Genomic DNA, 26,472 nt, shown 5'->3' with positions numbered 1-26,472 from the left:
ACGAAAGTGGCTCATCATAAGAATTGGAGGATACAATGCCACAAGATGTAAAAGTATGGGAAATCATTGACAGGGACACATTAAAGGAGATCGGCAAATCAAAGCTTGATATAGAAGAGCGATTAGAGGATTGGCTGGAAAAAGATATTTCAATAATTTCCAACGACTTATTAGTGATTGGCAGGCAGGTAGAAACAGGATTTGGGGGGATTATTGACCTTTTGTGCATTGAATGCAATGGTGATATCCTCATTGTTGAATTGAAACGTGATAAGACCCCAAGAGAAATAACTGCGCAAGTATTAGATTACGCCTCTTGGACAAAGGATTTGTCAAACGAGAAAATAACTGAAATTGCCAATAGATATCTTGGCGAAAAAGGTCCTCTTGAAGAAGCTTTCAAGAGGGGGTTTGGCACAGAAATCCCAGACATTTTGAACGAACATCACAAGATGCTGGTTGTAGCCTCCGAAATAGATAGCAGTTCCGAAAGGATAATCAAATATCTTTCTGACTCTTACGGCGTTGGGATAAACGCAATTACTTTTCAGTACTTTCAGGATGAAGAAGGAAGAGAATTTTTAGCAAGAGTATTTTTGATTGAGCCAAGCGAAGTCGAGTACAGGACACAAACTAAGACCACATCAAAAAGAAAGCCCCCTCTGACTTATGAAGAGTTACAAGAGATTGCAGAACGTAACGGTATTGGTGAAATATATCTGCGACTTGTTGAAGGACTTAGCCGTCATTTTAATCGGACAGGCACAACAAGAAGTTCAATTGCATTTGTGGGAAATATAGGAGAAAGTCAAAACACCATATTTAGTTTAATTCCAAAAGAAAGTAATCCTGATGACGGACTTAGATTTCAGGTCTATATCACTAGATTAGCAGAGTACTTTGGCGTCAATGAAGAGCAGGCAATCGCATTATTGCCTAAACACAAGGAGGAGTGGAAATATTGGAAAGGAGCACCACCAGAATGGTCTGGCTTTGCAGGATTCTTTAAGAATTTAGAGGAAGTGGAACGCTGTTTGACAGGATTGAATGAAGTTAGGAAGAGATGAGTCAACTTTTGCCTAAAAGACGGGTATCTGGCTCGAATCACTGCATTCGCCTCGACCCAAATTTATTACGCAAACTTCAGATACTCGCCAGCCGTTATACACAATACTTTTCACTTTGAAAATGAAAAATATCAAAGCGCAAATTTGACTTATAAAATCTTCATCAAAGATAACGTTTAACGTTTAAAAAAATATATTATCATCGAATCCAATCGATCCGATCTTGAGAGAGTCTTTAATTGAGAGTGTCTTAAGCATCTTATTAAATTCAATTGCATCTTATTAAATTCAATTATACCGAAATTTTTTAAGTATCGTGAATTCAACCATTGATGGGAAAAGGATGACAATAATCACGCTATTAACCGATTTCGGAGATCTGTATCCTGCAGTGATGAAAGGCACAATTCTAAGTATCGATCCAGATGCCAAGATCGTTGATATATCTCACAGCATCCCCCCTCAAAACATCAGGTCTGGTGCCTTTGCATTGATGTACGTTGCTGGGCGATTTCCAGAGGGCACGGTCCATGTCGCAGTGATCGATCCCGGTGTGGGTACCGGGCGCCGCCCAATCGTTATCAAAGGCAAGCAAACTTTCGTGGGACCTGATAATGGCTTACTTATCCCAGCTGCGCGTAGTATGGGGTGCTTCACAGTGTATGAAATCCCTCCAGAGCTTTGCATCCCTCCCGTCAGCTCCACATTTCATGGTAGGGACGTATTTGCCCCAGCTGCTGCACATCTGTCCAGGGGATACGATATTTCAGAATTCAGGAAAATAGATGATTTTATCGATCTGGACTTTGGTGAATTTTATGCGTCAAGGGAATCGCTACGGGGTGAGGTAATATATATCGACGATTTCGGCAACGTCATCACCAATATTCCGGGGTCACTAGCACTCGAACACATAAATTGTGGGGATCACGTGGATTTACTGGGAAGAAAAATCCCCTTTGTCATGACCTACGATGAGGCCACCACCGAGCTCATAACGATCGGGAGCCATAATTTTCTTGAGATATCGGTTAAAGGGGGTAATGCAGCAAGGTTATTCAGACTGAACATCGGAGATGTTGTTCACATTACATCAAATCAAAAACAATAGTATTTTAAGCTGGTCAGGCAATTCTAAATGGGTGTTTTTCATGTTAGGCATAGAATTTGTCCCAGATATGCCCCTGAATGATCTCGTAAATCACTGCGTTTTAGCTGAAAATCAGGGATTCGATGCAATCTGGATCACGGATCACTATAACAACAGGAATGTCTATGCGACATTGGCATTGGTGGCCGAAAGGACGGAAAGAGTTAGGCTCGGGCCAGGAGTAACAAATGCATATCAACTCCATCCTGCACTGACAGCTTCTGCCATTGCCACCATCGATAATATTTCCAACGGGCGGGCCATGCTCGGCATCGGAGCAGGTGACAGGACCACTTTAGCATCGCTGGGCATCCAGATGGACAAACCCGTGGCAAAGCTAAAAGAGGCAGTAGAGATCATTAGACATCTCTTGGCAGGAGAGCGCCTCTCTTTTCAGGGGGATTTCTTCAGGATTGAGGGAGCCAAACTATCTTTAAAGTGCTCGGAGATACCCATATATATCGGTGCTCAGGGCCCCCTCATGCTTAGAACCGCTAGTGCCATAGGAGACGGTGTATTGATAAACGCATCTCATCCCCTGGATTTTAAGTATGCGATCTCTCAGATTCAAGAAGGCTCTCCAAAAGCAGGTTTTGACATAGCCGCCTATGCCAGCTTTTCCGTGGATTTAGATGAAGAGAAGGCGAAAAAAGCAGTTGTGCCAGTTGTGGCTTTTATCGTAGCTGGATCGCCCGCACCTGTTCTTGAAAGGCACGACATCGATCCCACGGATGTAGATGTAATTAAGAGCGCATTTGCCAAGGGCGACTTCAGGATGGCTTTCGGATCTGTTACCGACCCCATGGTGGATGCATTCTCGATCTATGGCTCACCTGACCACTGTATCCAGAAGATTAAAGAGTTACAGGAGATAGGGGTAACACAGGTGGTCGTAGGCTCTCCGATCGGTCCGGATGTGCCAGCCTCTATCAAGCTGATTGGCGAAGAAATTATGGGGGAGATTAGTTTTTGAGTTAGAACAATTCAAAAAAAATCGTTAGAAATAAGGGTAGGTGCAAATAAAATAATGGAAAAAGTAAGGCTTTTTGGTTTTGCCCTTTTTGGATTCGGCGTGATAATCTGCCTCACCTATGCGTTGTATCATTTCATCAAAGCATCAGAAGTACCTTTGATTATCAGGTTGGGAGTGGTGGGCATAATAGCAGGAGTAGTCTTTCTGTTAATTTCTGTCATCCGAGAAAGGTTCGAGGAAGAGGAAGAGGTAACATAAATGTTGGTAGTGACCTCAGAGAAGATAGAGGGAAAGAAGATAGTTGAGACGTTGGGTCTGGTCAAGGGAAATACGGTCAGAGCGAAATGGATCGGAAAGGATATTTTAGCTGCGTTGAGGAATCTCGTAGGAGGAGAGCTGAGAGAATACACAGAGATGTTGAGCGAGGCAAGAGAAGAGTCCATCAATAGAATGGTAAAAGATGCAGAGAAACTGGGAGCAGACGCAGTCATCAGTGCAAGATTCATGACCTCGCAGACGATGAGCGGCGCAGCCGAGCTGCTGGCATATGGCACTGCGGTGAAGTTAGGATAGTGGATAACATAACGTAATTAATCAAAGAAATCATCCGAAATAGTCTTTGGTTAGTTATAGTGTTACTTGGATCCCGGGTACAAGATTATAACGTGATCTGGGAATTTAATGAAAAGATTGGTAAGTGAACTGTGAGTTTTGAGGAAATTGAGTAAAGAACGAGTTAAAACGCCTTGTGGTTTATCGTAGGCGACAGAATCTTTCGTTTAAGTATTTTTAGTTTCTCCATCAGTTACTCAATTTCGGCGGTTTCTTCTGAAAAGTTTTGCCTTGCCAATATGCTAGTTTCAGCCTTATTTTTTTTAAAAAAGTTTATAATCTATTGAATTACAAATAGAATCAGAATGTATAATCTAGATGAAGTAAAAACATTTAAATGTCTCTGTTGCGGTGAGTGTTGTCAGAATATGCTTTTGGATGAATCTAGAGACAAAAAAATTGGAGAATTTGATGAACGGCGTCCTTTTATTATTAACCTAAATAGACTATCTCTTCCTTTTTTTGATTGGGAAATTGATGATTTTTTACAGGAGTTAAAAAAAATAAATTCAATGAGAAAAATAGTCCCTGGTAGGGTTTCCTTTGATTTGAAGAGCGAAAGAACAATTGTACACAATTACACATTAGATGGACAAGATTGTCCTTTTCTTTCCAATAATAAATGCAATATTTATGAAAAAAGACCAATAATATGCAAGCAATTTCCTTGCATGTACGATTTAAGTTGGCTTACATCGGATCAAGAGATAAAACTCTACGAAAATACAGCATGCAAATTTGAAAGAGAGAATGAATTGAAATATGATTTTTTTAAATATCTTTTTAAAAATCATCGTGATAGGGTGGGGGCATCAGTAATTGAAACTACTGATTTTTTAAAAAAAAGATATGGAGATTCTTTTTTCTATAAGTTAGAAAATGTTGCGTATGGCATACGTTCAACCACATTTCTGATCAATTTAGAGAAGGAAGGCAAGATTAAACTAGCCAGAAAGGGGTATAACTTAAAATATTTACTAAAAAGAATAAATAACTCAGAAGCTATCGGCTTCTCAAAGTTATATGAGGAAATTACAGGAAATCCACGAAAATCAATTTATGATATGGATTCTACAAAATCTTATTTTAACAAATAATGGCTTAAGCGAGCCTAACTCCCTACCCCACCCAACCTCTTGGGATATCTCATTTCACACCTGCGTTCCGTGGTGTTTCTTTTTCAGGGGCAACGTTTTGGCAATGTATATTTAAGGGGTTGAAGATACAAGAAATAGTGTTGGTTTATACAGCTGAAGAGCTGGCATATGGCACTGCGGTGAAGTTGGGGTGAGTTGACTATTGGATTCATCCTTTTTTACTCTGAAACTAAGGATAACAGAGGCGTGAAAGCTTTATATTCTATGTTGGACCATGTAAAACAAGAACTATGAAGATGGGAAGGCGCAGGTTCCTAAAGTATCTCGCATTTGCAGGAGCTATGGCGACTATGGGCTTTTCAGGATGTTTGTCAAGTCCAGAGCCTGCACCAACTCCCATGCCAACTCCCATGCCAACACCAAGACCAACAACAGTAGAGTTAACTCCGATATCAAGATCTAATAATAAAAATTTTACAGAAACTAAAAAATGTCCCCAGTGCTGGATGCCCACCCTTCTGCACATCATGGACATCCAAGGTGTACTGTGGTGGGTCTGTGATGGATGTTCATATATGGAGAAAGTAATGGAGCCAGAAATTTTGAGAAAGTATGGCTATAGCACTTAAGGGTAATTAGTCGGAAAATGATGGAGATTACAGAGTATTGACAGCATTTTTAACAGAATCCTAAAGGGGTATTTTTTGGCAATGTATATTTAAGTGGTTGATTGTAATAGATAACAAGATAAAATCTCAAAGAGAAGAACAAATGTCTACCTAAAAGAGCAATCGAAGGAAGATGTCAATAGGTTAATCTAAAATATGGTTGGATCAAACTTATGGAAAAGGAGATATTGCAATAAATGGGTTTTATAGAGACCCCTAAAAAATAAGATAAAATGTTACATGATGAAGAACTAAAAGAAATTATAAAGAAATCGAGAAAATGAAAGATGAGTTTAAGTTAAGAAGGGAAGTGCAGGAGCATATCAGTAAAATTAATTCAGCAAAAGATATTTTTGAACTCTTCAAATATCTTAACTATCCTGAAAGGGTCCTTTTTGATACCTCCTCTAAAAGAAAAAAGGATACTTTTGATTTCAAAAAAGAGGATTCAGAAAGGATTAAAGAAATTTACTCCATTCTAAGCTTTGACGAAAAGTTACCTGTTTTCCTGATTGAGTCAAAAACATTAGTCCAGTCCTTCATAAGGTCTGTAACAACAACTTTTGATAAGCAGTACTTGCACTTTCTATTAATATTTGCTACAGACTACTCTGAGATTGTCTTTGTATATCCGAAGAGAGAGAAAATCGAAGTTGGGAAACACAAATTAAAACTAACAAAACTTACCATAAACAAAAAGTCACTTCATTATACGGATATTCAAACATTGGCAAACATAAATTTCGAAAAAGAGGGGACTTGGCGTGATGTCTGGAGAAAATGGAACAAAGCCTTCAGCGTAGAGAGGGTAACAGAGAGTTTCTTTGAAGATTACAAAAATATTTTCTTTACATTAAGAAAAGAATTGGACAGACAGAAGATATCTAGAAAAGAGTCTCACGAATTCAGTCTGCAGTTTCTGAACAGAATAATGTTCATTTACTTTATATCTAAAAAAAGTTGGCTTAGCGATGCCAAATTTATGGAATGGTTCTGGACAGAATATAAAAGAGATAAAAATAAGAAAAAAGGTGTTTTCAAAAGAGATGACGCATTTTATGGCATCTGGTTAAAACAAATCTTTTTTAAGGCATTTAATAACCGTTCAAATGAAATAACAGACCTGCCAGAGGATGTCATAAAAGTAATTTCTAATTCCCCATACCTTAATGGTGGGTTGTTCAGGCAGAATGACTTAGATGAATTAAATGTAAAAATAACAGACAGCTTGTTCCAGAAAATATTTGATTTCTTTGAGAAGTACAATTTTACAATAAAGGAAGATATGCCTCTTGATTCAGAGGTCGCAGTTGATCCTCAAATGATTGGTTATGTTTATGAATCCTTAGCTAATGTTGCTGAAGAGATTTATGACAGGAATGATTTAGGAATTTTCTATACCCCAAGAGTTGAAGTTGACTTTATGTGCAGGCGTTCTATTGTTGAATATTTATCAAAACAACTGCCAGATATTCAAAAAGACAAAATTTATCATCTTGTGTTCGATTTGCCAGAAGAAAAAGAGAGAATTGAGAAATGGTTTGATAAGGAAAAATTATGGTATAAGTTAGAAGAAGTCTTAGATAATCTATCCGCTGTAGATCCTGCCTGCGGTTCAGGAGCTTTTTTGGTTGGTTTGTTGAATGTTCTTGTAGAACTTTACCGAATCATCTTTAGGCACATTAAGAGAGATTTATCAGATTTTGAGCTGAAAAACAAAATCATTCAATATTCTCTTTATGGCGTTGACGTAATGCCTTGGGCTATTCATGCTGCTGAACTAAGATTATGGTTGCAGTTGATTGTTGAGACGGAATTCAAGAAAGAGGAATTGAGAAAACATCCCCTTCTTCCTAACCTAAATCTTAATCTAAGGATAGGTGATTCTTTGGTTCAGGAAATGGGTGGAATCAGCTTTAATGTAAGGACAAATAATCTGAAACCACACCTAAAGAAAAAATTAGATAATCTAAAGCAAGAGAAAAGGAAATATTTTGAGAATTCTCTAACAGCTAAATTCAAAACTCCCGAAGAGGTAAAAACAGAAGAGATAAGACTTTTTGAAGAGATTATCGATGAAAGGATTGAAAGTCTGGGAACAGACATAGAGGTTTATGAAACTGAAATTAAGAAAGCAAAATCCCAGAGAACCTTAACAGGGGAATATAAAATAGATGATAAAAAGGTAAAAGAAAATGAGGCAAGAATCGAGGCTAACGAAAAAGAGATTGAAAAGCTGAAAAAGGTTAAAGAAGTTCTGAAAGACCCAGAAAAAAAGCCATTCATCTGGGACATTGATTTTGCTGAAATATTTGGGGATAAAAATGGATTTGATATTGTTATAGGAAATCCGCCTTATGTCCGGCAAGAGATGATATCCCCGCCAAACAAAATTAAGTCAGAAGTATCAGCAGAAGACAGAAGGGAATACAAAGAAAAGCTTATTCAATCAGTTAAAAACCAATTTTCTGTGATTAATAAAATTGATGGGAGAAGCGATTATTACATCTATTTTTATTTCCATGGGTTGTCGCTTCTGAATGAAAAAGGAAGTTTTTGTTTTATTACTTCTAATTCTTGGCTTGATGTCGGCTATGGGAAGAATTTGCAGGAGTTCTTGCTGAAGTATACGCCAATTCACGCAATTTATGATAATCCAAAACGAAGCTTTGCCCATGCAGATGTTAATACGATCATTGCATTGTTCGGAGCTCCAAGATTTGAAGAAGAAAGACAAATCGAAGGATTAAGGGTTGGTGGAAATAATGACTGGACAATGCTACAAAATACTGCAAAGTTTGTCATGTTCAAGAAGCCCTTTGAAGAGGTTTTGTCTTCGCAGAATCTCATTGAAATTGAAAACACCAAAGCAAAAACCAAGGGCGAAGGAATCACTGAACTGGTGAAGAATGTTGTCAGCACAAACGATTACAGGGTTTTTCCAATAATCCAAGAGGATTTGCTTGAAGACGGCTGGGAGTATCCTGAGGACTATAAGAACGGAAGGTTTAAGGCTGGCAATTATGAAGGCAATAAATGGGGCGGGAAATATCTGAGAGCTCCCGATATATTTTATACGATACTGGCGAAGGGAAGGGGAAAGCTTGTTAGGCTTGGAGATATCGCCAAAGTCAGATTTGGAATCAAGACAGGCGCAAATGAATTTTTTTACTTAGATGAAGAATCACAAAAGAAATGGAACATTGAAAAAGAGTTCTTGAAACCGGTTATCAAGAGCCCACGGGAGTGCAAGTCCATCATAATTGATCCCAAAGACTTGAAGTACAGAGTTTTCATGTGTCGCAGCCCGAAGGGAGAACTGATGGGAACAAATGCGTTGAGGTATATTGAATGGGGTGAAAAACAAAAAACGAAAGACGGGATTTTGTGGTGCAAGGTGCCAAGTGTTTCAGGAAGAAAACGATGGTACTCTATGGATTATCAAGAAGGAAATACCTTTTGGGTTAAAGAAACGAATGATCGACTTGGGGCATTTGTATCAGAACGTTATATGCTTTGCGATTGCAGATTGTACTTTAATAAATCAACACCTGATGTGCAAAATTTTGTAAATTCTTCATTAATGGCATTAATTTCAGAAATTTTATCTAGGAGTGGCTTAGGTGAAGGAGCAAAGTCGTTAATGGTTTATGAAGTGAATAAGTTTGTTATCTTGCCAAAAATAGCTAAGCTAAAGCATCAATTTATTCCCAAGAATAGAGATTTATTGTCAATCTTCTCAGAACTCGGCATCGATCCAGACAAGCCAATCAGAGAGCAACAACCAAAGCCTCTTCCTGACAGGGCTGAGCTTGATAACATCATATTTGATGAGCTTGGATTGACCAAAGAAGAGAGAAAAGAAGTTTACTGGGCAGTTTGCGAGCTTGTAAAACAAAGGCTTGAGAAGGCGAGGAGTTTTAATGGCAAAGGATGAAAATATTAAAATACCTTAAGTAAAAAACACATCAATCCTAAAAATAGGATTAATTATGCCTAAAAATAGGAGTTAAAATGCTAAAGAAAGACTATCAAATACTAACCCCTTTCGTAAGGGAGCCTTGGAAGAGATTTACTTTTAAGGATATCAAGGCTCTTTCAAAGAAGAAATCTGAAAGCTATGTTTATTCTGCAATCAAGAAATACGTAAAAGAAGACATCCTATCAGAAGAAAGCGCAGGGAATGTTATTTTATACTCGCTAAATCTCAATAACCCAAAAACACAGGTCTACGCAGGATTTATTGCAGAATTCATCTGCTGGAGCTCGAAACATCTTCCATTCGATATTATAAAAAAGGTTAATGAAAAGATTCCAAATACTTTTTTCACATTTCTCATAACTGGCAGCTATGCCAAACACAAGCAAAAGGAGACATCAGACCTTGATATAGTGATTATAGTAGATGATTCCCAAAATACAACGCATATCCTTGCCGAAATAAACTATGCCTGTGAGCTTTCGATACCCAAAGGGCACCCATATGTATTTAAAAATTCGGAATATTTAGAAATGCTGACAAATAACGAAGCAAATTATGGCAAAGAAATTGCAAAGAATAACCTTATAATAACAGGTGGGGCCCAATATTATCGAATTATAAACGAGGCGATAAAGAATGGATTCAATGGTAAAAGTCTATCTTGACCGCGCAGACAATGAGGCCATACTCGCTGACGCTGTAAAAAAACTCAGCGACGAGAATGACGTCAAACAGTCTTTCAAGATAGATAAACATCAAACATTCTACAGCGCTGTAATCTCTCATTCGTATTATGCGATATTTTACTCAGCAAAGGCGATACTGCTTACCAAAAATATAAAGACAGACTGGCCAGACGTTCACAGGAAAACACTGGATGCATTCAAGGAGCAGCTTGTGGATACGGGCATCTTGGATGTGAAGCTTTTAGAGATATATAGAAAGATGGTTGTCAGAGCAGATAAGCTTCTCCAAATATTCAGGGAAGAAAAAAAGAAAAGAGGGGATTTCACATACAAGACCTTGCCACAAGCAAACCGAGAGCCTGCTGATGACTCAGTAAAAAATGCAAAGACATTTGTATCAAATATCAAGAAAATAATTGAGACGATGGAATAAAATGCCAATACCAAAAGAAATCATAGACAACAGTGAAGGAAACAAATTAGTCGGTTTCCTGAATAATGTTTTAAAGGAGAATCCGAAAACAAATTTTGACATAGCAACAGCTTTCTTTAACATTCAAGCCTTTGACATGATCAAAGACCATCTAAATGGAGTTAAGAGTTTCAGGCTTCTTCTTGGGAAAACACCAGAGATTCAAAATGAGAAAACCCTCGGAGATGTTCTTCTACAGGAGATACGAAAAGAGATTGAAGGTTTTGATCTGACAAAAGAACAGGATAAAACAATAAAGTTGTTTATCGAATTTCTAAAAAGAAAAGATGTTGAAATCAGACTATTTGAGAGATTTTTGCATGGAAAAACCTATATTTTTGATGACAGGATTGTCATTGGCTCTTCTAACTTTACTGCTGCTGGATTAACAAGATATGGGGAATTAAATACATGGCAATTGAGGTCTCAGGCCGAATACACAAAAAGAGAATGGTTTGAAAAGTTTTGGTTAGAGTCAAGAGACTTTAAAGACGAGCTTATAGGGATATTGGAAAGTTCCAGATTCGGAAGCAAGGAATACTTGCCTTATGAAATCTATATCAAAACATTGTATGAATTGCAAAAAGAAGATATAAAAGAGGAGGATAAAAAGGAAAAACCAAGAGGTCTTCCGGAGACTAAGGTAAACTTAGCACAATTCCAAGATGATGCCATCGCAAGAATCTGGACAAGATTAAAGAAATATGGCGGTTGCATTGTCGCCGATTCTGTCGGATTAGGGAAGACATGGATTGCCAAAAAAATCCTTGAAAAAATTGGATATTATGAACGAAAAAACATTCTGATAATATGCCCCGCTCAATTGATGGGAATGTGGTCTCAAGAGATGAAAAAAATAGATGTTAAAGAAAACATATTATCTCAGGAAAATTTGGCATCAGAAAATTTCTTAGAAAAAGCAAAGAAAACTCTCGGCGGAAGATTTGATGATGTAGAATTGATAGTTGTTGATGAAAGTCACAATTTCAGAAATCCCTTGTCAAACAGATGGGAGAACTTCTTCACTTTGGTTAATGACAATATTGCTAAAAAAGGTAAAAAACCGTATATGCTTTTCTTGACAGCTACACCAATAAATAATACCCCTTGGGATTTGTATTGGCAGATTATGCTCTTAATTTTGATGGATAGGTCTTCATTTATTAAAGAAAATATTCCTGACCTATTCAAGTTCTTTAAGCAGGCAAAGGACAATCCCTCTTTACTAAATGACTTGTTAAATGAAATCTCAATAAGAAGAACTAGAGATTATATCATTGAAAATTATCCAGATGCATATATTCTTATTGAAAAGCCCAATGGAGAACGAAAGGAACAAAAGATAGTTTTTCCAGATAGGGTCTTGGAGAACATAAATTATCAATTAGACAAGGCTTACAAAGGAATGTATAAAGAAATCTCAGATACTATCACAGAAAAACTGACAATGGCTTATTATAATATATTAGAATACAGAAAAGAAGGATTGAAAACTGAAGAAGAAAGACTTGCATTAGGACGCATGATTGCTATTGGCGGAATTTTTAGAACAATTCTGCTTAAAAGATTGGAAAGCAGTGTTGACGCTTTCAGAAAGAGTATTTTTAACCATATAAGATTCTTAGAAGAACTAAAATCTCACCTGAAGTCTGGAAAACTGCTTACAAAACAAACATTTGTCAAATATGTAATGCGTGCAGATGAAGAAATAGGGGAAGAAGACTTAAGCGAAGTGTTGGAAAAATTTGAACTAAAAAGTTACAATACCGATAAGTTATTTAAAGACATAGACAAGGACATTAAACTTCTAAGCGAAATTCTCGAAAAAATAGATACTATCAAACCAGAAGATGACTCTAAATTAAAAGCTCTAAAAGAGAGGCTATTAAATCTGTCAAAAGATGGACAGGTCATCCTGTTTACGTATTATGCAGATACTTTAAATTACATTTATAATGAAATAATAAAAGACGAAAAATTCTCAAAGCTAAAAATTGAAGCAATTTCTAGTTCTGGTTTGACAAGCAAAAATCCCCAACAAAGAGAGAAAATTGTAGAAAAGTTGTTTAAAAAAGAGATTGACATCTTAATGAGTACTGATGTCTTGTCAGAAGGACAAAATCTTCAGACAGCTAAGTATCTCATTAATTATGATCTCCATTGGAATCCAACCAGAATGATCCAAAGAGCAGGCAGAATAGATAGAATTGGCTCTCCTTATGAAAAAATATTTGTATACAACTTCTTCCCAGAAGATGAGTTAGAAGGGCTATTAAAATTAGTTGAAATTCTGCAAAATAAAATTATTGACATTGACAAATCAGTAGGTTTGGATCAGACGATATTAGGGGAAGAAATACATCCTAAAGTATTTGGAGTTATTAGAAAAATTAAAGAAAAAGACTCTAGAGTGTTTGCAGAATTAGAGCAGGATGCTTTTGGTGGTGGTGAAAAATTTTATCAACCATTAAAAGATTTTCTGAAGAAAAGAGCTTTAGATGAACTAGAAAAAATACCCCATGGTGTTTTTAGCGGATTAAAGAAAGATCAAATTTCAGGCATATTTTTCTATTACAAATATGGTAATGATTTTCACTTCTGGTATTTGTATGATGTAAACACGGGCTCAATATTAACCAATAAGACCGAAATAATTGATTTCATATCGTGCAAACCAAATAAAGAAAGAGACATCCCTAACTTCTTTGAAAAGACATATGGTGTCAATAAAATAATAGTTGAGGATATAGAAAGAGCTTACAAAGAGATTGAGTTAAGCCAAACGCAAGACTCAAAATTGAAAGAATTGAGCAAATCTAGAAGTACTAAATTTGTAAAAAGTATGATAACTGAAATAGAATTACAAATTGATTCCTACCTTAATGAGTTCCCTGATGACGACTCTATAGAAAAATTCTGGGAACCTGTAAAGAATAAACTTATATCTATCCCTCCAACCAAGAAAAGACTGCAAGTATTAAGAAGAATCTGGAGGCAGTATAAAAAAGATAATGATTGGAAGGAAATGATTAAAGAACTAAGCAATTTCTTAATGGAAAAAGGAATATTCAAGAAAACAATTGTAGAACCTTTTGATAAATCAAAATTACAATTAATAACCATAGATTTTATTTCGTGATAAAATGACCTACCGATTTTCCCCATCATCATTGAGTTTGTTGAAGGAGTGCCCCAGATGCTTCTGGCTTCACTTTAACAAAAATATTAGACGGCCCTATGCACCATTTCCGTCTCTGCCGAGCGGAATGGATAAAATTCTCAAAGAGCATTTTGATAGATTTATTGAGAAAGGGGAGTTGCCGCCCGAGCTACAAGAGTTGAGCGGAGAGGTAACGCTATTTGAGGATAAAGAATTGCTTAACGTCTGGAGAAACAACTTTAGGGGCATTCAATGGATCGATGAGAAGAGAAATATTTTCATGGGTGCCGTTGACAACATCCTAAAGAAAGGGGATCTGCTCATCGTTTTGGATTACAAGACAAGAGGATATGCTGTAAGAGAGGATACCCACACGTATTATCAAGACCAAATGTATATCTATAACCTGCTTTTGCGTAAGAACGGTTATCAAACAGAAGATTACACCTATTTGCTGTTTTATCATCCGAATTAGATTGATGAGAACGGTAATGTGGATTTTCATGCTGACTTGATAAAGATTCAAGTCAACGTCAAAAATGCTGAGGAGATTTTCAAACGGGCAGTTGATGTGTTGGAAGGAGAGATGCCCGAACCGTCAGATGAGTGCGGGTTTTGTAAATGGGTCTATAAGTGCAATTGTGAGAGTGAAATAAAGTAAAATAAATAAGGTTTTCTCGTCCATCCGATCATCAGGTGAGAGCGTTTTAGGAAACTGAAAGCACAGCAAATCTTACCTATCTACTAGGTTAGATAAATCAGGATTTATTAATAGGTAGAAAAAGGTAGAGAAATGTTTAGTTGGATTGTCTTTCTTGCAGTATTTGCTGGCGTGCTGGCAAGAACAGGCGTCCCATATATTGTAAAATTGAAAAGCAATCCCAATCTGAAATGGGAGAACAAATACTTGCTTCCTGCTTTTGCTGGTTTTGCCTTGTCCCTCATTATGATGTTACTTATCCTGCCGGGCATCAGGCGAGGTGGGGTTATCTTTAATATTTTCTTTATTTAGCAACGTCATTTTGTATTATTTCTTTCAATCGGCGATAGAGGCGCTTTGTAAACGTTATCACTTTTTCTGCGTATGTTTTATCTAAGATCGTCCCATAATAAAGCATTCCATTTCTAAAATAGCGTAATTGATTTGCGAATTGCACATCCCGCTCATCAATGCCTATAACTCTCATATAGGCTACTTCTGCTTCATGAGCTCCATAACCAGAAGCATTATAGCCTTCCAAAAGCATTTTTGCCCTTATAAGTTCCATTAGAATGTCATAGCAGGATTTTACAAAAGTATTTGCATTAGTATCGTTTAATTTTATCTTCCCCATCATCTCTAATAAATTATTATAACCATTTTCAGATTCTTTAATCAGAAATTCTGCCCTCGATTTGTCTATACTTTGTTTTTTGACAATGTTCTCCCTTATGAGCTCATCAAATCTTCGTATCGCTTTCATAGCTCAACCCCCCCTGTGAGCATAATTCCATTGCATAAATTCTCCTTTAAATTCTTATGAATATTTTTGAATGAATCATAAACATTGATGTTTATTTTTCTTTCCAGCAATTCCTCATACTCTGTTACATCTATTTGCTTATCTTCCCTGTCAATTACAGCAATATCTATGTCAGAATTGATGAGGTCCTCTCCTCTTGCATAGCTTCCGAATAAGATTATTGTCGCTCCGGCAAACTCTTTTTCTAAAAAGTCGGCAAGCCCTGCTTCGTATATTTGCCTTAGATTGTCTGCCCTTTTTAATTGCATTACCCTGTGATTATCTCTGTTTAATTCAATGGACCACCTTTTTGTTTCCTTGTCCTGATCAAATTTGATCAGGCCCTCTTGTTCCAGTTTAGGCAGGGCTTTCATTACTGCCGGGGGCGATACATCTAAGAGGTTTGCAATCTGTCTTTGATTAAGGGTTATTCCCGCTTTTACAAACAAAAGCCTTAGAATCTCCTGTTGGAGGATCGTTAACTTGAGTTTATATATGTTTACCACAGTTAATAGACATTTACTTTAGTTTATATAACTTTCGGTTTTGTTTTAACCCCAACTGGAACTCTGATTTTACCTGACATAAGCCTTGGGAGGGGGCACGGATTCGGGATAAATTCCTTATAATTGTCTTATTGTGGTAAATTGTATCAAATAACTATAAAAAATCTTATGGGATAATCTTAATGGGTGATCATCAGGAATAATGACTTTCCGATTCTTCAAGTTTTTTGAGTTACTAGTGGTTGTGTATTACCTCATTCTTTTTGGATTACTGATAAATTCGAGTATAGAGAGCGAATATACCCGAAGGACAAGATGTGGGGCTTTTTTAGCCCCCATCCCCATTAATATAATATATCAAAAAAATGGGCAAATGAAATGAGCCATCAAATCAATGTTAGGTTTGGTTGCTATGCAATTGAAAACCCTTTTTCTTTTTATCGATTTAAAGAAGGCACCCATCTAAAAGGATTCGAGGTTTACCGACGACAGGAGGCGTAAGAAAATTTGGCTAACTCCTTATATGCGAACCTGCTCTAAAAGGATTTCCAATATCATTCCCCCATCCGATCATCGGTTTCGTGGGCTCCAATAAAAACATTTATTAGCTCACTCATCGAGGATAGAAGCTGTAGGTGATCATTAATGGCAGAGGATAACACTATTCTAGTAGGAAGTAAACCGGCAATGAATTATGTTCTCGCCGTAATCACACAGTTCAACAGTGGCTCAAAAAAAGTAATCGTGAGAAATAAATTCCTTCCTAAGATCAAGGTAAAGGATATCATATCAAGATTTCAACCGATATTCGGGGTACAGAAGGGGGACCAACCAACATCTCAGCGATAGAGATCAACCTCGCTTAGGGGAGGGAGAGAAAAAGATGGGACCACGAATAATCTGTTTTGACTTGGAAGGCCCTTTATCACCTCAGGACAATGCATATGAGGTCCTATCTCTGGCTGAAAATGGAGAGAAGATATTTGAGGTCATCAGCAAATACGATGACATAATAGCACTTGAGGGCAGGGATGGCTATGAGCCCGGCGATACCCTTGCGTTAATAGTGCCATTTTTGTTGCTCAATGGAGTCTCAGAGAAAGATATAGAGGATATATCGAAAAGGGCAAAGATCGTTGATGGAGCCAAAGAGTTGGTGTCAACACTTCAGCATGAGGGTTGGAAGACGTACATCATCTCAACAAGCTATGAGCAGCACGCCCGCCAAATAGGTGCAAAGCTAAACGTTCCAAGGGATGATATCACCTGCACAAAGCTTTCATTGGAGGAGTTAAAGGCGAATGTGGGGGATTTGGATGTGATAGAACATGCTGAGAGAGAGATCATCCGACTTTATCCACATATGGAGGATCATAAAAGAGTTGTCAAGATCTTAGACCGATTCTTTTTTGAGGAGCTTCCGAAGACTGGCTACGGAAACGTCCTAGAAAGAGTGCGAGTGGTTGGAGGGGAGAGAAAAGTCCAGGCCCTATATAAAATAGCTAAAGAGAACAAAGCCAAGCTGAGAGATATGGTAGTAGTTGGAGATAGCATTACGGACTACAAGATGTTAAAAGAGGCAAGAGAGCACGGCGGATTGGCGGTTGTCTTCAATGGGAATGAATATGCGATTCCCTATGCAAGCATAGGTCTGGCATCCTTGGACATGCGGTTTTTGCATCCGGTGTTGAGAGCTTTTGATAAAAGAGAGCGTCTGATTGGAATCGTCAAATCTTGGGAAACAGAACGGGATAGGTTTGAAAAGGATCCAGAGAGCATTCTAGATGAGCTAATCACACCTGAGATCAAAGATTTTCTGATGGAGTCGGGCCAGATACTTCCCTACTTCCATTACCTGGAGGACAAAGGGAATTTAGACGAGGTGGTCAAGATACACAAGAGATTTAGAAATCTTGTGAGAGGGGAGGCGGCAAAACTGGGGTGAAAAAACATGGATGTGTTCGGTCTTGGAGCGTTGAACTATGATAAGCTGTATGTCGTCACTAAAATAGCAAAAGCAGGAGAAGAGGTTGGAATCAAAGAGGTGAGAGAGTCTCCTGGCGGCTCTGCGGCAAATACAATCTTTGGATTGGCAAGGGTGGGAGTCAAAACAGGATTTGTGGGGGTGGTAGGCAACGATGAAGAAGGGGGGGTCATCTTAAGAGACCTTGCAAATGAGGGCGTTGATATAAACAGAATAAAGGTACTGAAGGGTAACAGCGGCCTAGCCATAGGACTTGTGGATGACGAAGGGGAGAGATCGCTTTACATTTACCCGGGCGTCAATGATGAATTTGATGTGAGCGATGTTGATGTTGAGTATATGGGGGAGGCAAAATTCCTGCATATGAGTTCCTTCGTAGACAGAAGACAACTGGAGATGCAGATATCGCTAATCGAGCGTATAAAAACGGGAGTGAGCTTCAATCCTGGCATGTCATGCTCCAAGTTTTCCTTGGAGACCTTACAGCCCATTATCGAAAAAAGTGAGGTGATTTTTGTAAACTACGAGGAGATGGGGGCGCTTACAAATTCTGATTATGAAGAGGGGTCAAAGCTATTGCTGGAGCTGGGCACCAGGACAGTCGCAACTACCCTTGGTAGAAGGGGATGTTATGTAACAAATGGCAAAAGTGCACACCTGATCTCCTCCTGCAAAACAAGGGTTGTCGACACCACGGGAGCTGGTGATGCTTTCGCTGCTGGTTTTTTATACGGCTTGCTGGGTGGAGAGGATATCCATAATTGCGGAAAGATGGGAAACTTTTTCGCAGCTAGATGCATCAGCGAATACGGTGCAAGAAAAGGGTTGCCCCATAAGAGGGATTTAGAGATTGCGTTTCCCAAGCGGTAGCTTTCGAATAAAGTTAATCACCCATTAACTTTCAGGGTTTCACAAATGTTAACAGCATGATCTTCTCAATCCACGGCGAAGCTGAATTACTCTTTTAGGAAGGTGATGTCAGGAATATTATGCCATCTATGGAGCCGTCATTATCTAACGTACAATGCTAGAAAAATGCTTCAACAAATCGTCCCGCTTAATAGCATGCAACCTGCTCTTTATCAGCTCCCTTAACTCGTCTATTTGTCCCTTCTTTGCGCATATCAGAGCAAGTTGGTCTCTCCACTGTCTCCAGGGGGGATACATGCCCAATCGCTGAACGATTGCATCTAGTCCACATTCTACATCCCCCAACTTATCGATTTTATTGACTGCAATAACCACATCAAGATCAAGATCATGTAAAAAATGGAAAAACTCAACGTCGATGGGCATTTCATTCCTCATGCTCCATCGGTCCACTAAATCGACGAAAGACCCTGCATCGATGACTTGTACGGCAAGCAAAATTCGATCTGAATGCTCTTCTAAGTAGCGAATGATGGAGCTTTTGATTTGCTCGTTTTTCTGCTTTTGTACCCCATGCATGAACCCAAACCCAGGCATGTCAGTGAGGAGCAAATCATCCAAAAAGAACTGATTGGGCTTGAGCGTTACTCCAGGCTTCCTTCCAACCCGAACTTTCTTACCGATCAATTGACGGAGAAGGGTGGATTTACCTACATTTGAGCGTCCAAGGAATATGATTTCTTGCCCTGTTCTATTACTGCTATTACTAAGGCCACATACCATAATATGCGCTCAACATTATTACGATGGCTGCCACAAGAATGCCCATGATAAAAACTGCTTTTGGACTGATTGCGATTGCGGTTTTTTCCACATCATAATATCTCATCAAACCCGCAGAGGACATTAAACCGCTTTTGGATTCCTTTTTCTTGGCCATGAAATCTACCTCTCAACAACATCCACCTTAATAAGTTCCACCGTTTTTTTACCCACTTCCGTCAACTTTAGATTATCGTCAACTCTCTCGACGAACTGTTTCTGGATTAATCGGTTTATTGCCTCTTTCACTATATGGCGCGATGACGCTAGTCCAACCCCCATCATACATCTTATTATCTCTTCATCAGCATGGCATTCAGCTACAAGTCGTAAAACACCGGCTTCTGTCTTTCCCAACATAAATCCGTTCTTCATGATGACTCTATGCCTCCTTTAACTAAAGATAGTCTTTTTAGTACTTATATTTTGGGTATAAAACCAATACATTTATCTACTATAAAAGCATAATACTAAAGTAGATAAAGATATGAGATAAATAAGGTATATGTAAAAAGCATATATTAGAAGGGGTGGAAATTTCCTCCATTTCTGTATCACATCTCAACAATCCACCCCTGACTCAGGATGTATCATACATAAAACGTCTTATCCTAATACGATAAATAGGAAAGGGGCGTTGCGCCGCGCGCCCATAAAAACCCAGAGTGGGTGTCACCTCCCTATCCCCTTCAAACTCTCGTCTTTTCTCTCTGGGTTGTGAAAAGCGTGCGGCCTAAATTAAACTTTTTGATGTTCTGATATGATCTTTAGTCGTAGTTATTCTATATTTCTTGATTTTATGCAAAGCTTGTGAAGCGGAAAAGTTTTAATCTGCGATAACCTATTTAATTCGTCCTCATGACTCATGAACACATCATCTTGGGTAGCATCATATATGGCGATGATTTTGATGTGATAGAAGGATATTTGGTCATCAAAGACGGGATAGTTAGTGAGGTCGCCACCGGAGAAGTGGATTCCGTCTTAAAAGGAATTATCGCCCCGGCATTTATAAACGCACATACACACATCGGCGATTCTGTCGCAAAGGATGTAAATTTTGATTCTCTGGAGGCATTGGTTTCGCCCGGCGGACTGAAACACAAAATCTTATCAGAAACGCCAAAAGATGAACTAGTTTCATCTATGAGGTCAAGCTTATTGGACATGAGATGTTGCGGTACCGCCGCATTTGCCGATTTTAGGGAGGGGGGTGTAACCGGGGTGCTTGCCCTGAAAGAGGCTTGCATAAGAGGGGTAAAACCGATCGTCTTGGGTCGCCCAGACGGCGATGTTGAAAGAATTCTAAAAATCACAGACGGCATTGGCATGAGTAGCATTAACGACCACCCTTGGGATTATCTGGAGATGTTGGCAGAGCTGACGAGAAAGGAGGATAAGCTGTTTGCGATACATGCAGGTGAGGCAAATAGTGCAGATATTGACGACGCATTGAAATTGGACCCGGATTTCTTGGTTCACCTAACTCATGCAGATCGTAAAAATCTCAAGATGGTCGCCGATAAGAATATACCCGTGGTAGTCTGCCCTCGATCGAACTTCGTAACAGGTGTCGGATGTTCATGGACGAGACCGCCGATCGAGATGATGATCGAGTTAGGTATAACTGTAGCGATAGGAACTGACAACGTAATGCTTAATTCAGTTAATATGTTCTCTGAGATTGAATTCGTGGCAAAAGCATTTTTAAGGGATGACAGACAAGTATTTACGCTCTGCACTCTTAATGGGGCAAAGGCATTAGGTCTTGAGGCTGGAATGGGTTCGATCGTTGAGGACAAAACAGCACACATAATGATCGTCAACGGTGAATCAAACAACATGAGGGGTGTGAGGAATCCCATAAGTGGTATCGTAAGACGGGCAAGGCCCGATGACATAATTGCGGTGATTGAAGGGGAAAAGATTTATACACAAAAGGATCACAATCGACAGGATGTATGCGGATAAGATAAGAAAGCGATGCTTCCTTTCAGGTTGTTTTTCAACATGTAACAGGTGTATATTGTTTATATATTTACTCCATGAACAAGGACAAAGGAAGTAAGAGTGTCAAATAAAGGGCTAATAAAGGGGGTGCATTTTTCACGCGAGGGTCTGCTACCGAAATCATTAATTCTGCAGAGGAATTATGAAGTAGATCTGTAATGATTGTTATGCTTGAAAAAACATATCTTTAAAAACCCTTAGGAAAAAAGTTTGATATAAAAAGGTCATAAGAAAACCACCAGTTTCGGTGACCGTCTTACATAACATAGTAGGGGTAGATAATGTCAATAAAAGTCAAAGATATAATGATAAAAGATGTTGTATGCGCAACCGTTCCAGGGTCAAGAGACGATGTCTTAAAAATACTGAAGAGTGAGCGCGTTTCTGGGGTTCCGGTGATCAAGAACAGAAAATTGGTCGGAATAGTGACCAGAACAGACTTACTCAAACATCCGGATGAAGAGCAGCTTGCGCTGATAATGACCAGAGACCTCATTACGATCTCCCCAGAATGCAATATATCTGATGCAGCAAAAGCGATTCTTAGAGGAAACATACGGCGATTGCCTGTTGTAATCGACGATGCGCTTATAGGAATTCTGACTGTTGCCGACCTAGTAGGAGCCATCGCCAACATGGACCTAAAAGACTCGATCGAAGCGTATGTTCAGTCTGAGTTGGTTGCAATTTGGGAGGGCACCCCCATACCAGTTGTCATGGATATTCTGCGATTGAGCAATCAGGAGGCTTCGCCAGTGCTTAATTCAAAGGGGGAGCTGGTCGGCATCATAACCGAAAGAGATCTGCTTGATGTAAGCGAGATCGAGGATTCGGTTGAAAAATCTGACATGTCGGCCGCATCTGACGGGGATGCGTGGGCATGGGAGAGCATGAGGGATACGATGAACCTCTATTATAGTGTCTCACGCATAAAGCTACCAGAAGTTCCGGTAAAAGATGTAATGATCAAAGATGTCATAAAAGCATTTCGTCGGTCAGAAATCAGCGATTGCGCAAAAAAGATGCGTCGTAACCGAGTTGATCAAATTCCGGTAGTGACAGCGCACAACAAGCTAGAGGGGCTACTTCTAGACAAGAATTTGATCAAAATTTTGATCAAGTGATCGCGATGGACAAATACGAGAGGGTCATAGAGCTGGCAAAGCGACGGGGGTTTCTCTGGCCATCTTTTGAGATTTATGGTTCTACTGCTGGATTTTGGGATTTTGGACCCTTGGGAGCTACCCTGAAGAGAAGGATCAAGGAGACATGGCGCGATTTCTATGTAATAAGAGAGGGGTTCTATGAGATCGAAACGCCGACGATGAATATAGAAGAGGTGTTTGTTGCATCTGGACATGTGGACAATTTTACTGATTTGATGGTCGAGTGTAAAAAATGTGGGGAGGCGTTTAAAGTAGATTTGGCCCTTGAAAAATGTCCAGAATGTGGTGGTTCGCTTGGCGATGCATATGCATTTAACCTGATGTTTAAAACCTCCATTGGACCGGGTTCCAAAAGAATTGGATATCTCCGGCCAGAGACTGCACAGGGAATGTTCGTCGATTTTCATCGAATGTTAAGGTTTTACAGGGATAGACTTCCATTTGGTGTTGCACAAATAGGAAAGGTTTATCGAAATGAGATATCGCCCAGACAAGGTACCCTACGCCTAAGGGAATTCACGATAGCTGAGGTCGAGATTTTCATAGATCCCGAAATGAATGAGCATCCGCGCTTTGACGAAGTCAAGGATACCATGCTGCGATTACATCCTGCGCAGGCTATCAATAGTTGCAATCTGGATATCTCCGTAAAAGATGCAGTCGAAAAAGGAATCATAAAACACCAAGTAATGGGATACCATATTGCATTGATCCAGCAGTTTTTACTTAAAATCGGACTTTCGCCGGAAAAAATCAGGTTTAGGCAACATAAAAAAGAAGAAATGGCCCATTATGCAAGTGATTGCTGGGATGCTGAGGCACTAACAGACAGATTTGGGTGGACCGAGATAGTTGGCATTGCCAATAGAGGGGACTACGATCTTAAAGCTCACGCAAAGCACAGCCAAACCGAAATGACCGTTTTCACCCCATATGAGCAACCCATAATGAGGGAAAGAACGATTATAAAACCAAACGTAAGTGCCATAGGACGCAAATTCAAGGACCGGGCAGCTAAAATCATAGAGGCACTCAGAGCACTAAGTCCAGATCAATTCAAAGAAGGTGTGATTCAAGTTGGGGATGAGATAATTCCTCTTACAAAGGATTTGGTCGAATATGAGCGCGTTCAGGAAGAGATATGCGGAGAGGGAATCATACCACATGTCATTGAGCCTTCGTATGGCATCGATCGGATCGTTTACGTATTGTTAGAGCATTCTTTTGAGGAGGAGACCGTAGAAAGTGAGAAGAGGGTGGTTCTCCGTCTTCCCCCCAATATTGCGCCAGTGCAAGGAGCCGTATTACCACTACTCTCAAGGGATGGTTTGGACAAGAGAGCGAGGGAGATAGAGAGCTCCTTACGCAAAAGCGGATTTCTGATCGACTATGACGAATCCGGCACGATCGGGCGAAGATATAGACGCCATGATGAGATCGGAACGCCCTTTGCCATAACCATAGATCACCAGACGTTGGAGGACGATACCGTAACCATCCGAGAGAGGGACTCAATGAAACAGATACGGGTTCCTATCGAAGACCTTTCTAGCGTGATGAAGAAGTTGATCGCTGGGGAGGCTATATTTGAAAATGTTGGAGTGTTGATCTGATTGATTATACGTATCAACAGTGTTTATGTTTAAAGTGGTACGTCCCCTAGGAGCGTATAGCACTACACAATACAATATAGTTTCCTTGGCAGGTTTGGATTATAAACAACCTATTGCTTGCGCTTGCGATCGCCATGATCGCCACACTAAGCTAGATGGCGTGGCGTGACATCAGCTTAGTTCCCTTATGATAAGAGTTTTATCCAGAAGAGCGTATTGACGTCTTTTCATCTTAAAATCCAAAAATCAAGTAATTATTTATGTTTACGGACCATATTTTTCTTTGATGGCGAGTAAATACGTGTCTCATCCACTGATCCGACCGGAAACGGTGGAAGAACGATTGTACCAGCAAAACATCCTCAATACATGTTTAGAGCATAATACGCTGGTCATACTTCCAACCGCCTTGGGCAAGACAGTTATATCTCTCTTAGTGGCAGCCCACAGGCTTAGTATTCATCCTTTGAAAAAGATCTTGGTCCTCGCGCCCACGAGACCACTGGTTTTACAGCATCACGATAGTTTCAGAAGATTTCTCCTCATCGATGATTTCGAGGTTTTGACCGGCAAAGTGGCGCCTAAAAAAAGAGTTGAATTATGGAAAAATGCACAAATCATCTTTGCAACGCCACAGCTTATAAGAAACGATGTTGTTGGCGGTCGCTATGATTTTGGCGATGTCTGTCTCATCGTATTCGATGAAGCTCACAGAGCCAGAAAAAAATATGCATACAACCAAATTGCAGAGACATATATGGATCAGTGCATCGATCCGCTCATCTTGGCATTGACTGCTTCCCCTGGGCAAGACAGAACGGTGATCAGGGGGACGTATGAGAGCTTGTTCATCAATGCCATAGAATATAGATCTAAAGAGGATGATGATGTAAAACCATACATCCACCCCCTGACGATGAGTTGGCAAAAAGTGGAGTTGCCCAAGGAGTATAAGGAGATTGGGGATGTCTTGGTGGGCATGCTCAATAGCGAGATAAAAAAACTACAATCTATGGGATTGTTGACATACAAGAAAACAAAATACATCAGCAAAAGGGACTTGTTGATACTGGGTCAAAGGCTGAGGGCTAATCTAAACCGAGACAAAAGGCAAGGGAGCGTATACACCGCCATCATACTTCAAGCTGCAGCGATATCTCTCTCACACGCTATCGAAGTTCTGACGACACAGGACATAGAAGTATTGCACAAATTTCTAAAAAGCATACAGGATAAAGCCAAGAGAGATGTTAAGTTTGCAAGAAGGGTCACAAGGCTCCAAGGCTTTTCGGTGTTGACGGAACTAGTGAAAAAATACTTGAATATAGATCATCCAAAGCAGGAAAAGCTGAGACAGGCGATAATGAGCGAATTGTCACAGAACCCCAAATCAAAGATCATCGTTTTTACTCAGTTTAGGGATACCGCGACGAAGATCGTTCACAGCCTGAAAGAGGTGGAACTGGCGAGACCAATAAGATTTGTGGGTCAGGCTTCCAAGCAACATGACCCGGGGCTTACGCAGGACGAGCAGTCCCACATACTTCGAGAATTTCAGAGTGGTACATACAACATATTGGTAGCAACAAGCATTGCAGAGGAGGGACTGGATATACCGTCAGTAGATTTTGTCATTTTTTACGAACCCGTCCCCAGCGAGATCAGACTTATCCAAAGGATGGGTAGGACGGCTCGAAGGGGTTTTGGAAGGGTTAAGATATTGATTACTGAGGGGACGGCAGATGAAACCTATTATTGGGCTAGTATGGCCAAGGAGAAGAAGATGAGAAAGATAGTTGCGAGTTTGAGTGAGGAGCTGGCAGGATTGGGGGTGGCCCCACAAAAGCAAAGCTTTTTAGGTAAATTTTGATGTTAATAAATTAAGTCATATAAATTAAGTCATCGATAGAGGTGGTCTTCATTGAATTGGGGGTTACATTTGACTTTATATGGTTGGATTTGATTGTGGTCTGTGATTTAAGATAGGACATATACAAGATATAAGATTTGGCCTTGTAGAAAACCTCTATCCGAATGAACATAAATGCTCTCCTGACTGCTCTATCGATATCGTATTGTATATCACCAGCTTGATCTCCTTGACCAGATTCCTATGCTTTCTGGCTTTCAGA

At 39.4% G+C, this 26,472-nt stretch carries 26 protein-coding genes; 19 read left to right on the top strand and 7 right to left on the bottom strand.

Going from position 1 to position 26,472, the window contains the following annotated elements:
* The first annotated feature begins 23 nt into the window (after positions 1–23).
* The 6 genes from PHI74_07250 (at position 24) to PHI74_07225 (ending at position 4,899) form a co-directional block, all read left to right on the top strand.
* Positions 24–1,067: a hypothetical protein gene (locus PHI74_07250; GenBank protein ID MDD5485806.1), complete on the top strand. Its 1,044-nt coding sequence runs from the start codon at positions 24–26 to the stop codon at positions 1,065–1,067.
* A 343-nt stretch (positions 1,068–1,410) separates the two neighbouring features.
* Entirely contained in the window at positions 1,411–2,178 is a 768-nt protein-coding gene (locus PHI74_07245) for an SAM-dependent chlorinase/fluorinase (protein MDD5485805.1), read from the top strand.
* Between the two features lie 40 nt (positions 2,179–2,218).
* Positions 2,219–3,190, top strand: coding sequence for a 5,10-methylenetetrahydromethanopterin reductase (locus PHI74_07240; GenBank protein MDD5485804.1), 972 nt, complete (start codon positions 2,219–2,221; stop codon positions 3,188–3,190).
* 54 nt (positions 3,191–3,244) lie between these two features.
* The gene (locus PHI74_07235; protein ID MDD5485803.1) at positions 3,245–3,448 is read left to right on the top strand and encodes a hypothetical protein; all 204 of its coding nucleotides are present in this window, start codon (positions 3,245–3,247) and stop codon (positions 3,446–3,448) included.
* Positions 3,449–3,763 (top strand): YbjQ family protein, encoded by a 315-nt coding sequence (locus tag PHI74_07230; protein MDD5485802.1) that lies wholly within the window; start codon positions 3,449–3,451, stop codon positions 3,761–3,763.
* 344 nt (positions 3,764–4,107) lie between these two features.
* Complete coding sequence (locus PHI74_07225) at positions 4,108–4,899, top strand: YkgJ family cysteine cluster protein (GenBank protein ID MDD5485801.1); 792 nt, start codon at positions 4,108–4,110, stop codon at positions 4,897–4,899.
* 262 nt (positions 4,900–5,161) lie between these two features.
* On the opposite strand, the gene PHI74_07220 is transcribed toward PHI74_07225, so the two are convergent.
* The gene (locus PHI74_07220) at positions 5,162–5,425 is read right to left on the bottom strand and encodes a hypothetical protein (GenBank protein ID MDD5485800.1); all 264 of its coding nucleotides are present in this window, start codon (positions 5,423–5,425) and stop codon (positions 5,162–5,164) included.
* Between the two features lie 422 nt (positions 5,426–5,847).
* Between PHI74_07220 and PHI74_07215 the strand changes: the two genes are divergently transcribed.
* The 6 genes from PHI74_07215 to PHI74_07190 all read left to right on the top strand — a co-directional run bounded on the left by PHI74_07215 (position 5,848) and on the right by PHI74_07190 (position 14,528).
* Positions 5,848–9,504, top strand: a complete 3,657-nt coding sequence (locus tag PHI74_07215) for an Eco57I restriction-modification methylase domain-containing protein (GenBank protein ID MDD5485799.1) — start codon at positions 5,848–5,850, stop codon at positions 9,502–9,504.
* 77 nt (positions 9,505–9,581) lie between these two features.
* Positions 9,582–10,214 carry a nucleotidyltransferase domain-containing protein gene (locus tag PHI74_07210; GenBank protein MDD5485798.1) on the top strand — a complete coding sequence of 211 codons (633 nt, stop codon included), beginning with the start codon at positions 9,582–9,584 and terminating at the stop codon, positions 10,212–10,214.
* On the top strand, positions 10,186–10,668 hold the full coding sequence (locus tag PHI74_07205) for a HEPN domain-containing protein (protein MDD5485797.1): 483 nt from the start codon (positions 10,186–10,188) through the stop codon (positions 10,666–10,668). Before PHI74_07210 ends, PHI74_07205 begins: the two co-directional genes overlap by 29 nt.
* 1 nt (position 10,669) lies before the next feature.
* On the top strand, positions 10,670–13,846 hold the full coding sequence (locus PHI74_07200) for a helicase-related protein (GenBank protein ID MDD5485796.1): 3,177 nt from the start codon (positions 10,670–10,672) through the stop codon (positions 13,844–13,846).
* A 4-nt stretch (positions 13,847–13,850) separates the two neighbouring features.
* Entirely contained in the window at positions 13,851–14,342 is a 492-nt protein-coding gene (locus tag PHI74_07195; protein MDD5485795.1) for a PD-(D/E)XK nuclease family protein, read from the top strand.
* Positions 14,343–14,360: 18 nt separating this feature from the next.
* Positions 14,361–14,528 carry a hypothetical protein gene (locus tag PHI74_07190; GenBank protein ID MDD5485794.1) on the top strand — a complete coding sequence of 56 codons (168 nt, stop codon included), beginning with the start codon at positions 14,361–14,363 and terminating at the stop codon, positions 14,526–14,528.
* A 107-nt stretch (positions 14,529–14,635) separates the two neighbouring features.
* Here PHI74_07190 and PHI74_07185 read toward each other — a convergent pair whose 3' ends face one another.
* The 3 genes from PHI74_07185 to PHI74_07175 are packed head-to-tail and all read right to left on the bottom strand — an operon-like array spanning position 14,636 to position 15,875.
* Positions 14,636–14,839 carry a hypothetical protein gene (locus PHI74_07185; GenBank protein MDD5485793.1) on the bottom strand — a complete coding sequence of 68 codons (204 nt, stop codon included), beginning with the start codon at positions 14,837–14,839 and terminating at the stop codon, positions 14,636–14,638.
* 32 nt (positions 14,840–14,871) lie between these two features.
* Positions 14,872–15,330: a hypothetical protein gene (locus PHI74_07180; protein ID MDD5485792.1), complete on the bottom strand. Its 459-nt coding sequence runs from the start codon at positions 15,328–15,330 to the stop codon at positions 14,872–14,874.
* Entirely contained in the window at positions 15,327–15,875 is a 549-nt protein-coding gene (locus tag PHI74_07175; GenBank protein MDD5485791.1) for a nucleotidyltransferase domain-containing protein, read from the bottom strand. Before PHI74_07175 ends, PHI74_07180 begins: the two co-directional genes overlap by 4 nt.
* A gap of 645 nt (positions 15,876–16,520) precedes the next feature.
* Between PHI74_07175 and PHI74_07170 the strand changes: the two genes are divergently transcribed.
* The 3 genes from PHI74_07170 to PHI74_07160 are packed head-to-tail and all read left to right on the top strand — an operon-like array spanning position 16,521 to position 18,729.
* On the top strand, positions 16,521–16,724 hold the full coding sequence (locus PHI74_07170) for a hypothetical protein (protein ID MDD5485790.1): 204 nt from the start codon (positions 16,521–16,523) through the stop codon (positions 16,722–16,724).
* 34 nt (positions 16,725–16,758) lie between these two features.
* Positions 16,759–17,820: a hypothetical protein gene (locus PHI74_07165; protein MDD5485789.1), complete on the top strand. Its 1,062-nt coding sequence runs from the start codon at positions 16,759–16,761 to the stop codon at positions 17,818–17,820.
* A gap of 6 nt (positions 17,821–17,826) precedes the next feature.
* Positions 17,827–18,729 (top strand): carbohydrate kinase family protein, encoded by a 903-nt coding sequence (locus PHI74_07160; GenBank protein MDD5485788.1) that lies wholly within the window; start codon positions 17,827–17,829, stop codon positions 18,727–18,729.
* A 144-nt stretch (positions 18,730–18,873) separates the two neighbouring features.
* On the opposite strand, the gene engB is transcribed toward PHI74_07160, so the two are convergent.
* The 3 genes from engB to PHI74_07145 are packed head-to-tail and all read right to left on the bottom strand — an operon-like array spanning position 18,874 to position 19,926.
* Complete coding sequence (engB, locus tag PHI74_07155) at positions 18,874–19,512, bottom strand: GTP-binding protein EngB (protein MDD5485787.1); 639 nt, start codon at positions 19,510–19,512, stop codon at positions 18,874–18,876.
* Positions 19,496–19,669 (bottom strand): preprotein translocase subunit Sec61beta, encoded by a 174-nt coding sequence (locus tag PHI74_07150; GenBank protein MDD5485786.1) that lies wholly within the window; start codon positions 19,667–19,669, stop codon positions 19,496–19,498. The genes engB and PHI74_07150 overlap by 17 nt, the downstream gene beginning before the upstream one ends.
* A 5-nt stretch (positions 19,670–19,674) precedes the next feature.
* On the bottom strand, positions 19,675–19,926 hold the full coding sequence (locus PHI74_07145; protein MDD5485785.1) for a hypothetical protein: 252 nt from the start codon (positions 19,924–19,926) through the stop codon (positions 19,675–19,677).
* A gap of 483 nt (positions 19,927–20,409) precedes the next feature.
* Here PHI74_07145 and PHI74_07140 point away from each other — a divergent pair, with 483 nt between their 5' ends.
* The 4 genes from PHI74_07140 (at position 20,410) to PHI74_07125 (ending at position 26,210) form a co-directional block, all read left to right on the top strand.
* Complete coding sequence (locus PHI74_07140; GenBank protein ID MDD5485784.1) at positions 20,410–21,522, top strand: amidohydrolase family protein; 1,113 nt, start codon at positions 20,410–20,412, stop codon at positions 21,520–21,522.
* 320 nt (positions 21,523–21,842) lie between these two features.
* Positions 21,843–22,685, top strand: a complete 843-nt coding sequence (locus PHI74_07135; protein MDD5485783.1) for a CBS domain-containing protein — start codon at positions 21,843–21,845, stop codon at positions 22,683–22,685.
* A gap of 5 nt (positions 22,686–22,690) precedes the next feature.
* On the top strand, positions 22,691–24,340 hold the full coding sequence (gene glyS, locus PHI74_07130) for a glycine--tRNA ligase (protein ID MDD5485782.1): 1,650 nt from the start codon (positions 22,691–22,693) through the stop codon (positions 24,338–24,340).
* Between the two features lie 286 nt (positions 24,341–24,626).
* The gene (locus PHI74_07125) at positions 24,627–26,210 is read left to right on the top strand and encodes a helicase-related protein (GenBank protein MDD5485781.1); all 1,584 of its coding nucleotides are present in this window, start codon (positions 24,627–24,629) and stop codon (positions 26,208–26,210) included.
* Positions 26,211–26,472 lie beyond the last annotated feature (262 nt).

This window comes from Methanocellales archaeon, assembly GCA_028715985.1.
Classification (GTDB): Archaea; Halobacteriota; UBA148; order UBA148; family UBA148; genus UBA148.
Note: the sequence above shows the minus strand (reverse complement) of the source record. Positions and strands in the feature narration are given on the sequence as shown.